The organism is Amycolatopsis sp. NPDC051903, from assembly GCF_044452505.1.
GTDB lineage: Bacteria > Actinomycetota > Actinomycetes > Mycobacteriales > Pseudonocardiaceae > Amycolatopsis.
Genome location: NZ_JBITBT010000038.1, coordinates 1 through 10623, shown reverse-complemented (window position 1 = coordinate 10623; position 10623 = coordinate 1). Strand labels below are relative to the sequence as shown.

General features: G+C 69.2%; 10 protein-coding genes. 5 read left to right on the top strand and 5 right to left on the bottom strand.

All coding sequences use genetic code 11. The annotated features are described in order from the left end of the window. Positions 1-120: 120 nt before the first annotated feature. Together ACIA77_RS42650 and ACIA77_RS42645 are read left to right on the top strand one after the other, a co-directional pair. Positions 121-1296, top strand: coding sequence for an MFS transporter (locus tag ACIA77_RS42650; protein ID WP_395891890.1), 1176 nt, complete (start codon positions 121-123; stop codon positions 1294-1296). A gap of 424 nt (positions 1297-1720) precedes the next feature. Next, positions 1721-2575, top strand: coding sequence for a JmjC domain-containing protein (locus ACIA77_RS42645; protein ID WP_395891859.1), 855 nt, complete (start codon positions 1721-1723; stop codon positions 2573-2575). Positions 2576-2578: 3 nt separating this feature from the next. On the opposite strand, the gene ACIA77_RS42640 is transcribed toward ACIA77_RS42645, so the two are convergent. Beyond that, complete coding sequence (locus ACIA77_RS42640; protein ID WP_395891858.1) at positions 2579-3745, bottom strand: cytochrome P450; 1167 nt, start codon at positions 3743-3745, stop codon at positions 2579-2581. 173 nt (positions 3746-3918) lie between these two features. Here ACIA77_RS42640 and ACIA77_RS42635 point away from each other — a divergent pair, with 173 nt between their 5' ends. After that, positions 3919-4173: a hypothetical protein gene (locus tag ACIA77_RS42635; protein ID WP_395891857.1), complete on the top strand. Its 255-nt coding sequence runs from the start codon at positions 3919-3921 to the stop codon at positions 4171-4173. Between the two features lie 235 nt (positions 4174-4408). Here the strand turns inward: ACIA77_RS42635 and ACIA77_RS42630 are convergent, their stop codons facing one another. Next, positions 4409-6568, bottom strand: coding sequence for an alkaline phosphatase family protein (locus tag ACIA77_RS42630; protein WP_395891856.1), 2160 nt, complete (start codon positions 6566-6568; stop codon positions 4409-4411). 243 nt (positions 6569-6811) lie between these two features. Between ACIA77_RS42630 and ACIA77_RS42625 the strand changes: the two genes are divergently transcribed. Together ACIA77_RS42625 and ACIA77_RS42620 are read left to right on the top strand one after the other, a co-directional pair. Further along, positions 6812-7966: an EfeM/EfeO family lipoprotein gene (locus tag ACIA77_RS42625; RefSeq protein ID WP_395891855.1), complete on the top strand. Its 1155-nt coding sequence runs from the start codon at positions 6812-6814 to the stop codon at positions 7964-7966. Further along, positions 7959-9128: a Dyp-type peroxidase gene (locus ACIA77_RS42620; RefSeq protein WP_395891854.1), complete on the top strand. Its 1170-nt coding sequence runs from the start codon at positions 7959-7961 to the stop codon at positions 9126-9128. The genes ACIA77_RS42625 and ACIA77_RS42620 overlap by 8 nt, the downstream gene beginning before the upstream one ends. Here the strand turns inward: ACIA77_RS42620 and ACIA77_RS42615 are convergent. Genes ACIA77_RS42615 through ACIA77_RS42605 form a run of 3 tightly spaced genes read right to left on the bottom strand, consistent with a single transcriptional unit; the run spans position 9062 to position 10599 of the window. Beyond that, positions 9062-9373 carry a hypothetical protein gene (locus ACIA77_RS42615; protein WP_395891853.1) on the bottom strand — a complete coding sequence of 104 codons (312 nt, stop codon included), beginning with the start codon at positions 9371-9373 and terminating at the stop codon, positions 9062-9064. The two genes, ACIA77_RS42620 and ACIA77_RS42615, sit on opposite strands and share 67 nt — an antisense overlap. Continuing rightward, positions 9358-9705, bottom strand: coding sequence for a hypothetical protein (locus ACIA77_RS42610; RefSeq protein ID WP_395891852.1), 348 nt, complete (start codon positions 9703-9705; stop codon positions 9358-9360). Before ACIA77_RS42610 ends, ACIA77_RS42615 begins: the two co-directional genes overlap by 16 nt. Before the next feature lie 60 nt (positions 9706-9765). Beyond that, positions 9766-10599 (bottom strand): IS5 family transposase, encoded by an 834-nt coding sequence (locus ACIA77_RS42605; RefSeq protein WP_395891889.1) that lies wholly within the window; start codon positions 10597-10599, stop codon positions 9766-9768. Positions 10600-10623: the final 24 nt, after the last annotated feature.

The following is a 10623-nucleotide window of genomic DNA, read 5'->3' as shown; positions in this document are numbered from 1 at the left end:
CAGCGGCCCGGCCCCCCCCCCCCCCCCCCCCCCCCCCCGGCTTGTAAACCAACCCCCCCCCCCCCCCCCCCCCCCGCCGCCGGGGGGCCGCCGGGGCCCCCCCCCCCCGCCACCTTCCGGCTGTACTTCGCCGGGCAGGCGACCTCGATGTTCGGTGATGGCACCGTCGCCGTGACGTACGCCTTCGCGGCACTGCTGGTCACCAGGTCGGGCTGGGCGATGCCCGCCGTGCTGCTCGGCCTGTGGGTCACCCGCATGCTGCTGCTCGGCGCCGGCGGCCGGGCCGCGGACCGCCGCAACCGCGCGTTGACGATGATGTGGGCGGACGCGGTCCGGCTCGGCGCGCAGCTGTTCACCGCGGTCTGCTTCCTCACCGGCGAGCCACGGCTGTGGCAGCTGGTCGCCTCGGCCGCCGTCTTCGGCGCGGCGACGGCGTTCTTCGTACCAGCGAGCAAGGCCATCATGCCCCAACTGGTCCCCGCCGAACGCCTGCAGAAGGCCAACTCGACGCTGGGTGTGGTCCGGAACGCGGGCCTGATCGCGGGCCCGGCGATCGCGGCCGGCCTGTACAGCGTGGGCGGCGTCCCGCTGGCGCTCGGATTCGACATCCTCACCTTCGCGGTCAGCGTGGTCTGCCTCGCCGCCATCGCCGGCGGACTGCCCCGGCCCGAACCCGAAACCACCGCCGCCACCACCCGCCGCGACAAGGTGCCGTTGCGGGGCGCGTTCGCCGTGCTGGCGCGGTACCCGGTGGTCGCGTGGATCGTGGCGGTCTGGTGCTTCTCGCAGATCGGCGTGGCGTCGGTGAACGTGCTGGGACCGTTGATCGCCCGTGACGAGTTGGGTGACGTCGGCCAGTGGTCGGTGCTGGCCACGGTGATGGCGGTGGGCGGCCTCGCTGGCAGCGCCGTGGCGGGCTGGTTGCGCGTGGCGCGGCCCACGCTCCTGATCCTCGTGCTGCTGGGAACCGCGATGCCGCCGCAGTTGCTGGTGATGGCGCACTGGCCACGGCTGTGGACGCTCGCGGTGTTGTTCGCGTGGACGTCGGTGGCACTGGCGATGTGCGGGGTCCTGTTCGACACGTACCTCCAGCAGAACATCCCGGACTCCGTGCTGGGCCGGGTGAGCGCGGCGGAGCAGGGCCTGACGAGCGCCATGATCCCGCTCAGTCTGGCCATCTGCCTCCCGTTGGCCACGCTGGTCGGCCAGGCCGCGTTCCTGACGTGGACGGCGGTGTCGACCGCGACGCTCGCGGTGGTCGCGCTCGCCGTCACCACACGCATTCGACGGCGGTAGCCGGACGCTTTTTCCTGTTCTGTTCGCATTGTCAGCGGAATGGGTGGGTGAAACCCTTGTTGGCGTATCCAGGAAAGGAGGGAAAGCCATGGCAGAGGTGCTGAAGCCCGCTACGGACGTCGAGCTGAAGCTCGAGGCGGTCGAGGTCTCCGAGGAGGAGATCAGCCAGCTCTACTCGGGCGACCGGCAGGACGTCACCCACTAAGTGGTCAGGCTGCGGCACCGGGTCCCGACACTCGGTGCCGCAGCCGCCGTACCGGCTGAAAGGCTTGCTCGCATGGCTCACCGAACCGGCAGTGTGGTTGCCGAAAGCATCGCTCGGGAGGTCACCGAGCACCGGAACGAAAACACTGCCCGCCATTTCACGCTTTCCCCGGAAACCGACACGGACCGCCGTGAGCTGATTTCGGAACTGTGGACCGACATGCTCCGCACGGGTCCCATGTGGTCGAACATCAGGCTTTTCCACGAAGGCCGCGACCTGCACCCGACCCGGTACATGACCGGCCGGATCAGCGACGGGCTCATCGTGCACTCGACGGTGAACACGAACGCGGTCGTCAGCTGCCTGGAGACGGGCGCGACCCTGATCGCCAACCACCTGCACGAGACGTCCGCGGCGGTCCAGCGCGTCCAGGAGGTGCTGGAGTACCAGCTCGGCGCGAAGGTGTGGATCCAGTCGTACCTGACGCGGGCCAACAAGAGCGCGTTCGGACTGCACCGCGACGACCACAACTTCGTTGTGCTGCAACTGCTCGGCTCGAAGAGCTGGCAGGTCGAGTCCGGCGGTGCCGAGCCGACACAGCGCACCCTGTGCGCGGGTGACGGGGCATTCCTGCGGGCCGGGACCGAGCACGCCGTGTCGGGCGTCGGCGAGCTGTCGCTGCACCTGACCATCGCCTTCGACTGGATCGAGGCCACCGACGCCCAACCGGGTTCCACGCTGTCCGAGGACGAGCGCCGCGAGCACGCCCGGACCTACCGGCTGGGCAGCGGGCTCCCGGTCGCGTTGGACACCTCGACGCTGGAGCCGGAGACGGTCCTCCGATCGGCCGGGCGAACCCGGCCGGAGATGCGCCTCGACGGCGACCACGTGGAGTTCTCGTGCGTGGCCGGCAGGTTCCGGTTCGACAGCAGGCTCGTGCCGGCCCTGGAGGTCCTCCTCGCCGGCGGCGAGACCACCACCCGCGAGCTGGTGAAGCTCAGCGGGCTCAGCGAGGAGCAGGTCGACCAGTTCGTGCGCTTCGCCATGACGACGCGGATCCTCTTCTGCAGCTGATGGTCACCACGTGACCGGAAGCCGGTGCACCCCGTACACCGACTTCCGGTCACGGCACCGGATCTCGCTTGCCGGCACCGCCAGCCGCAGGCCCGACAGCCGCCCGAACAACCCGACGAGCCCCAGCCGCAGCTGCAGGCGGGCGAGGTGCAGGCCGAGGCAGTGGTGCACGCCGTGCCCGAACGCCAGGTGCGCGCCCGCCGGTCGGTTGAGGTCCAGCACGTCCGGGTCGCGGAACTGGCGCGGATCGCGGTTCGCAGCGGGCAACGAGACCGTGACCGCCTCGCCCGCGCTGATCACCACCCCGTCGACCTCGACGTCCTCCAACGCGGTCCGTACGGTGCCGAACTGGATGATCGTGAGGTACCGCAGCAGTTCCTCCACGGCACCGTCGGCGTTCCTGGTAAGGGTGGTGCGTTGGTCCGGTTGTCGCAGCAGGACGAACGCGCTCAGCGAGAGCATGCTGGAAGTGGTGTCGTGGCCGACCGTGAGCAGCAGCAGGGTGAGGTTCGCGAGTTCCTGGTTGGTGACGTCACCCCGGCGGACCAGGTCGCCGAGCACGCCCTCGCCCGGTGCCGCCCGTTCGGCCGCGACGATGTCCGACAGCAGCGCGGAAAGCTCGGCGAACGCCCGTGCGCGCGCCGCTTCCTCCGCCTCCGCGTCCGCCGCAAGTGTGGAGCTGGCGTGGAAGCGCTGTCGGTGCTCGGTGCTGATCCCCATCAGGTCGCAGATCGCCCGGAGCGAGACGGGAACCACGAACGACGTCACCAGGTCGGCGACTGGGCCGCCCGCCAGCAGCGCGTCCAGCCGCTCGTCGACGATCCGGGACACCGTCGGCGCGAACGCGGTGATCTGCTGGAGGCCGAAGTGTTTCGCGAGCATCCGCCGGTAGCGGGTGTGCACGGGCGGGTCGGTCCGCAGGAACATCCCGGGTGACGCCGGCGGTTCGTGCCCAGCGCCACCGTGGACGGCGTTGCGCCGCAGCTCCTGACGGTTGCTGAACCGCGGGTCGCCCAGGACCGCCCGACTGGCCGAATAGGACGTGACCAGCCACCCCACGTGCCCGTCCGGGTAACGCAAACGTGCGATCGGCGTGTCCTCCCGGCAGGACCCGAGCTGCGGTGGCGGGTCGAACGGGTCGTCGCGGTCAACAGGCAGAGCGGAAAGCATGGTATCCCTTCGCCAAGCGCGGAACTCCGTCCGAATCCTCGCCCGACGGCTCCCGGAGACCAACAAACGCCGTTCGAAACCACCTACGACCGCGCCGGCAACGTCCTCACGTCCACCGAGGACCCCACTGACCTGGCCCGACGAGGACGTACGGCTACGACGCCGCCGGGAACGTGACCCGCACCAGCCGCGCCGGGATGGCGTCGAACGTGCCGTGGGCGACGGCGAAGGACGCCGAGGTCGTCGACCTCACCTACGACGACGACAGGAACGTGGCCCGGCATACCACGTCCACCGGTGACACGACGCTGGTCAGCACGTCCGCGTACGACCCGCCAGGGCTGCTCGTCGCGGACACCGACCCGCGCGGCAACCAGACCGGGGCACGTGATGGCAGTCATAGTAAGGAGCCGTTACGCTGCGGTTGAGGGTCAGGGGTGGCCCGTCCACTGCTTTGGGTCACGTCCTGGGTAGGGGTCTGGTTCGTCAGTGCCTGGGCCGCGGCTGCTCGCCCCGATGACCCACTCGACCGCCGCACCCCCACCGCACGCCACGACTTCGAAACCCCTCAGCGTGGCCAGGGCGTCGCCGCATCGCGGATGTGCCCGCGATCCGGCGGGAACGCGGGCACGTCGCGACGAGCTCAAACGGTGGGCGAAAGGCTCACTTTTCCGCGGCGCGACCGGCGAACCGCTGCCTGAAGTCGGCAGACTCCTTTGCGGTGATGATCACGTCGTAGTAGCCGTCCTCGGTCGGCCAGGTGACGACTTGGTGCTTACCGGCGGGCACCTCGACAGTCGTTGTCGTGCCCGCGAAGTCGTTCGCGGTCAGCGTGAAGGTCACCGACTGGCGGCCCTCGGCGAACAGGGAGAACTCGAGGGTCGCGTCGACCGACTTGCTCGGCTTGCCCGGAGTGGCTGGCCGTGTGTATCCCTTGACCAGGTGGACGTCAGCCCGCGGCTGGGCCGAGGTCTTGTCGCTTGCCGGGACGACAGTGCCGGCGAACGAGCGGACGAAGTGGTCGGGTCCGTAGAAGGTGAACGCGTACTTGCCGTTCGTCGCTTTGGTGTCCCAGGTGTACGAGTTCGACCGCTGGTTGCTGGCCGTGAGCGGCAGCGCGTCCTGGCCGATGCCGAGCGGCTCCGCGCCGACCAGGGCGGGCACGTACTTGTCGGCCAGCCCGACCATGTTGATCGCCTTGCCTTGGGGCCCGCCTTGGACGGTGAAGGTCGCGGTCGCGGTCCCGGTGGCGCGGTTCTCGACGAGGACGCCGTTGGGCTGGAACGAGAGCGGGCTCCGCTTCGCGGTGCCGGTGATCGGCTGGGTCGGCATGACCTGCGCACCGATGGCGGGCTGGGGCACTGCCGGCAGGCTGCGGTCGGCGACGACCGACGCGAGCAGGTCAGCGGGCTTCGGCAACTCCGGGAACGACGCGTCGAAGTGGCTGAAGTCGATCGCCGAGAGCAGGTTGCCGGAGACGCCGCGCCGCCAGTCGTTGATGTTCTCGCAGACGGCAGGCTTGCCGAGGCTCTTGGTCCACTCCTCGATCAACTGGATCGTCGAGGTGTGGTCGAAGACCTCGGAGTTGACGAAGCCGCCACGGGTCCACGGCGAGACCAGCACGAACGGCACGCGACCGCCGAAGCCGGGCTTGATTCCGGGTGCACGCTCACCGACGGTGCCGACCTCCGGGATCGGCGGCACGACGTGGTCGAAGAAGCCGCCTTCACCGATGCGGTTCGCGTGGTCGGGCTCGTCGTAGTTCAAGATGATCAGCGTCGACTCCCACAGCTCGGGGTTGTCGTGCACCGCCTGGATCACCCGGTCGGTGTAGACCGCGCCGTTGTTCGGAGCGTACGTCGGGTGTTCGGTCCACGCCGCGGGTGCGACGATCCAGGACACCTCGGGGATGACGCCCGCCGAGCAGTCGGCGATGAAGTCCCGCAACACGTAGTCGATGTTGGAAGTGTCGTTCTTGATGCCGGCGGGCGGCGTGGTGTGGGTGTGCAGCACGTTGCCACGCGCGAGCAGGCCCTTGCGGGGCTGGCTGTTCTGCGGGGTCGCGTTCGCCGGGTTGAACGCCGCGAACGAGCGGACGGTGTTGTCGGTGTAGTCGCCGAGGAAGTTGTCGTCGGTGTCGTTGTTGACGTAGATCTGCCAGCTGACACCGGCGTCCTGCAGCGTTTCCGGGTAGGTCTTGAACTTGTAGGCGTAGCCGTAGTCGCCGTTGTTGTTGATGACCGGACCACCCTGCACGCCGGCCGCGTCGTTGGTGCCGGCCCACATCATGATGCGGTTCGGGCTGGTGCTGGTGTCCAGCGAGCAGAAGTAGTGATCACCGACGGTGTACGCCTTGGCGATCGCGTGGTGCCACGGCACGTCGGCTTCCTTGAAGTACCGGTTCCGTGCGCTGGTGTTCTGCGCGTTGTACTTCAGGCTGTCCGCGTGGTAGGGCAGCAGGTAACCCTCGGCGCGGCTGTTGGGGTCGTAGTAGATCGTCTGGCCGTTCTGCCAGGTCAGCACCTGCTTGTCACCGAAGCCGCGGGCACCGGCCAGGTCGAGGGTGCCGAAGTAGTGATCGAACGACCGGTTCTCCTGCATCACGATCACGACGTGCTTCAGGTCCTTGATCGTGCCCGTGCGATGCGGATGGTGCGGCGGCTTCGGGCTCGACGGGCCCGGTGCGGCCTCGGCCGGGGCGGCCGACAGCCCGCCCGCGGCGACCGCGGCACCCGCGGCTCCCGCCGCCTGGATCAGCCGGCGCCGGGTGATCCGGTTGCGGTCCGCGGTCGGTCTCGTGCCGTCCGAATCGTTCTGCGACATGGGGTTCGTACCTCGGTTCTCGTGGTGGGGAGTCGGCCTGAACCGCCGACCACGCCAAAGTCAACTGCCGCGGGTCTCGGCGCCGCGAGCATCAGGTCATGAACGTTCCGGGAAGTCTCAGGACGTCGGCGATTTCCATCCGCCGGGGTTGCCCGGATAAATCGCGTCCGAGTCACACGCTGTTCACTGGTGCGCAATGGGCGTCACCGAATGCGTTCACGACCGACACCCAGGCTGGGCTCGGTGAGCAGCACGACGGCCTCGGCCGCACCACCTCTGCCGTCAAGCCGGCCGCAGCCCGTTGTTCTGGTCGTCGGCTCGCCCTACGGCATCGACGACTGGCTCGGCGGACCGGCAGGCCGCTACGACTTCGTGTTCTTCAACAACGAGGGCGCCGGCGCGGAGATCTACCTGGAGGACCCCGCGACCGAGCGGATCTACGTCGAGGTCGAGCACTTCGGCCGCGGCGTCAGCCGCGCGGTCACGGCATCGGTGCCGCCCGGAACGTACCGCTGGGTCTGCATCACCGACTACACGATCAAGTGCAGCCTGCCGGTCGTCGTCACCGGTGACCCGTTGCCCTACGACGTGCACGGGATCATCCCCGTCACCGGGCTGGACCTGCGGATCCCGATCAACAGCTACCTCGGCTGGATCACCGGACAGCTGCCCGCGCTCACCCAGCAGGTCAAGCGGCTGTGCAGCGACCTGCAAGCCGGCGATGCGGCAGCCGCCAAACGCGACTGGCTGATCGCGCACCTCACCTACGAGACGCTGGGCGGCGCCTACCGGGCGTACGACGAGACCGGTGACGACATCAACGCCGACCCGCCGCGCGGCGTCGCCCCCGGCCGCCTCGCGGACGCGGACTTCGCGGGCTTCCGCAAGATCGAGGCGATGTTGTGGCACGACCGGCCGGTGGCGACGATCGTGCCGCACGTCGACGCACTGCTCGAGGCGATCGGGCGGCTCGCCGACGAACTGGCGCTGCCGAACGCGATCACGCCGATCGACATGGGCCGGCGGGCTCACGAGATCCTCGAGGATGCCCTGCAATGGGACCTGAACGGGATCGGCGATGCCGGCAGCCAGACCGAGCTGGCGACCGTGGACGCGAACCTCACCGGGGTCTGGCGGGCCCTGGACCCGCTGCGGCCGATACTGCGCAAGCAGAACCCGTACCTGGACCAGACCGACCAGCAGCTGCGCCTCACCCAGCAGTTGGTCCGCAGCCACCACCACGCCGACGGCTGGGGCGGATTGGCGGCACTGCCCGTTCGGCAGCGAGCCGCGGTCAATGCGGCGGTGCAGCACAGCGTCGAATTGCTCTCCCACGCCGCGGTCGTCCTCGACCCGCGCAACGCCACCCGCGACAGAGGCCCGATCACCCATGACTGACCACGACACCGCCGTGCCGGCGAGCCGGTCGTTCGAAGGCGCCCACCAGGCCGGCATTCTCGAGCCCGCGCAGCGCGCGGCGGTCGTCGCCGCGTTCCTCGTGACCGCGGCCGACCGGCCGGCGCTGCGGCGGATGTTCCAGACGCTGACGGCGGCGATCCGCTATCTGGCCGACGGGGACGACGCACCGGCCGGGCGCGGCAGCGACGACGGGCTCGTGTCGACCCCGTACGAGAACGGTGTGCTCGGCCCGGGTACGGTGCCCGAAGGTCTCACCGTCACGGTCAGTGTCGGTGCGAGCCTGTTCGACGACCGGTTCGGTCTCGCCGGCGTCAAACCGGCCCGGCTCCGCGCGATGGACGAGTTCCCGAACGACGCGCTCGACCCCGACCGCTGCGACGGCGACCTGCTGGTGCAGATCTGCGCCGATCACCCCGACACCGTGCTGCACGCGCTGCGCATCCTGATGCGCGCGACCCGCGCCGACCTGCAGGTGCTGTGGCAGATGGAGGGCTTCACCAGCCCGCCGCGGCCGAGCGGGACGCCCCGCAACCTGTTCGGCTTCAAGGACGGCACAGCCAACGAGGAGTTCCTCGGCCACCCCGATCTCGTTGATCAGCTGGTGTGGACCAAGGCCGGCGGCGACGAACCGGACTGGGTGACCGGCGGTACCTACCACGTGGTCCGCCTGATCCGGATGTTCGTGGAGTTCTGGGACCGGATCTCGATCAACGAGCAGCAGCGGATCTTCGGCCGTGACCGGGACACCGGCGCGCCGCTGTCCGGGCGCCCCGGCGAAGGAGTAGCCGGCCAGGAGGAGTTCCAGATCCCCAGCTACTTCAGGGACGCACACGGCAACACGGTGCCGCTGACAGCGCACACCCGGCTCGCCAACCCGCACGACGGCACGGCCGACGACCGGCGGATGCTGCGCCGTGGCTTCAACTACAGCGCCGGCATCGAGCGCAACGGGCAGCTCGACATGGGGATGATCTTCATCTGCTTCAACGCCGACCTCGACCGGCAGTTCCTCGCCGTCCAGACGCTGCTCATCGACGAACCGCTGGTCGACTACATCTCACCCTTCGGCGGCGGCTACTTCTTCGCCCTGCCCGGCGTACGGGATGCCGAGGACTGGCTGGGTCGCGGCATGCTCGGCTGAACGGTCGCCGGCCGGGCGTTCCTGCAGTGGCCGACGATGCCCGTCACACCGATGTTCTCCTGCCGGATGTCGCCGACCCGGACGGCGATGTCGACGCAGCTGCGCTTGTCGGCGCCAGCCTTCTTCGCCTCCTCGTACTCGGCTTGACTCAAGCCGGCGCCTTTCATCGCCTGATCGTGGGCCGACGTGCCCCCGCCGACGCCCCACGGCGGGTCGATCCGGAAGCGGTTCACGAACACCTGCACGACCCGATGGGCACCGCGACCGGCATGAAACGGGAAAGAACAACGCGACTACGACCAGCACCCACACCATGAAGGGGCGGCGGCTTGCGCTTGCCCCCGACCCGCGCTTTCGCCCGCGCCGCTGCCCGCACGTCGAGCCGTTCCCGCTTGCGAGCAGACTTCGCTGCTGCGCGAGCCTTGAGCACCGCCTGTTGGGCGTCCGGCTCGCCCATCATCGTGCAGATCTCCGCTTGGAGCTGCGCCCGGGGCACGGGCGGCTTCTTCTTGCCGCACCTCAGCCCGTCCAGCCGCCAGCGCAGGAGTCTCAGCCGGTCCATCTCCTCTTGCGTCACTGCGGGCTCCTCCCCAGGGCTGGGCCGGCGCGCGGGCCCGTACTGGGCTAAGACCTTGTCTCATTTGGCGAGTTTCTTGTAGCAGGTGATGGTTGCGCCGAGGGTGAGGAAGGCGAGGTAGTGGCTGGGTTTGCGTTCGTATCGGATGGTGAGGCGCCTGTAGCCGGTCAGCCAGGCGATCGTCCGTTCGATGACCCAGCGGTGGCGGCCGAGTTTCTCGTTGGATTCGATGCCTTTGCGGGCGATGTGCGGGATGATCCGGCACCGGCGGAGCCAGTCGCGCAGGGCGGGGATGTCGTAGGCCTTGTCCGCGTGGAGTTTCGCTGGTTTGCGTCGTCGTGGCCCGCGGCGAGAGCGGATGGCGGGGATCGCGTTGACCAGGGGTTTGAGCGCGTGGCTGTCGTGGGTGTTGGCCGCGGAGACGGCGACGGTCAGCGGCAGTCCGGCCCGGTCGGAGAGGGCGTGGATCTTCGAGCCGGGTTTGCCGCGGTCGACCGGGCTGGGACCGGTCAGTCCGCCCCTTTTTTTGGCCCTGACGGATGCTCCGTCGAGGACCGCGCGGGACCAGTCGATCAGCCCCCGGCTGCCGAGTTCGTCCAGCACCGTGTGGTGCAGCTGTCGCCACTGTCCGGCCTCGGTCCATTCGGTGAAGGTCCGATGGGCCGTGGGAACGCTCACCCCGAACGACGGCGGCAGGTGTCGCCAGGCGCAGCCGCTGGTCAGCACGAACACGATCGCCGTGAATACCGCCCGCGGATCCGTTCTCGAGCGCCCGCCTCCCTGGGGACGCTCCTTCGCCGGCGGGATCAACGGTTCCGCCAGTGCCCACAACTCGTCGGGCACCAGACGGGCACCAGACGCTGCGACAGTGAGTCGATCACAACGCAAGATCATGACAACTCGCCTCGCAAGATCCAA